2 protein-coding genes are annotated in these 1,018 nt (G+C 67.5%); both read left to right on the top strand.

Annotated features, from left to right (window positions below; genetic code table 11):
• Positions 1-433, top strand: a 433-nt coding sequence (locus ACSFA3_RS26280; RefSeq protein ID WP_435508228.1) for an alpha/beta fold hydrolase, incomplete at its 5' end; no start/stop codon positions are given.
• A 134-nt stretch (positions 434-567) separates the two neighbouring features.
• Positions 568-1,018 (top strand): sugar phosphate isomerase/epimerase family protein (locus ACSFA3_RS26275; protein WP_435508227.1); only part of this gene is annotated, 451 nt, incomplete at its 3' end.

The following is a 1,018-nucleotide window of genomic DNA, read 5'->3' as shown; positions in this document are numbered from 1 at the left end:
TTCGGCCGCTTACTACCCCGATCAGGCACCCTGGCGCGCGCGCGTCGAGACGGTGGCCGCGAAGGGCGTGGCCGCCATCGCCCCCGGCGCCGTGGCGCGCTGGCTCACGCCGGCCTTTGTGGGCACGCCCGAAGGCGCGGTCGCTGCGAAGACGCTGCACGACGTGCTGGTGCACACCGACGCACAGGGCTACATCGAAAGCTGCAACGCCGTCGCGGCCATCGATTTCCGCGAGAGCAACCACCGCATCGCCGTGCCCACGCTGGTGATCGGCGGGCTGCAGGACGAGGCCACGCCGATGGCCATGTCGCAGGCCATGGTCGGGGCCATTCCGGGCGCGCGCCTGGCCACCATCGACGCCGCGCATCTGAGCGCGGTCGAGCGGCCGGTGGAGTTCACACAGCTGCTGATCGATTTCTGGCGCAGCCTTTGAGGGCTGCAGGCCATGCGGGTGGCCTAGGTGTATCCCGTATTTCGTGCGAATACTGCACGTATGTGATCGATCATCGATCATTTGCCTCCTGAATTGATTGTGGCGGGGGCCGGGTGTTCCTAAAGTCCACCCCCATGCATCGCTCCATTGCCACCGTCTCGCTCAGCGGCACACTCCGCCAGAAGCTCGAAGCCGTCGCCGCCGCCGGTTTCGACGGCATCGAGCTGTTCGAGGCCGACTTCATCAACTTCAAGGGCACGGCCGCCGAACTGGGCCGCATCGCGGGCGACCTGGGCCTGTCTATCGACCTGTACCAGCCGTTCCGTGATTTCGAAGGCATGCCCGAGCCGCAGTTCCGCCGCAGCCTGGAACGCGCCGAGCGCAAGTTCGATCTGATGGAAGCCATGCGCGCGCCGATGGTGCTGTGCTGCTCCAACACCTCGCCGCTGTCGGTGAACGACCCAGCACTGGCCGCTGCCCAACTACACGAGCTGGCCGAGCGCGCCTCCCGCCGCAACCTGCGCGTGGGCGTCGAGGCGCTGGCCTGGGGCGGTCACACCTCGCTGTACGGCCAGGCCTGGTACA

Origin of the sequence: Variovorax glucosi (assembly GCF_051216695.1) — a bacterium.
Classification (GTDB): Bacteria; Pseudomonadota; Gammaproteobacteria; order Burkholderiales; family Burkholderiaceae_C; genus Variovorax.
Note: the sequence above shows the minus strand (reverse complement) of the source record. Positions and strands in the feature narration are given on the sequence as shown.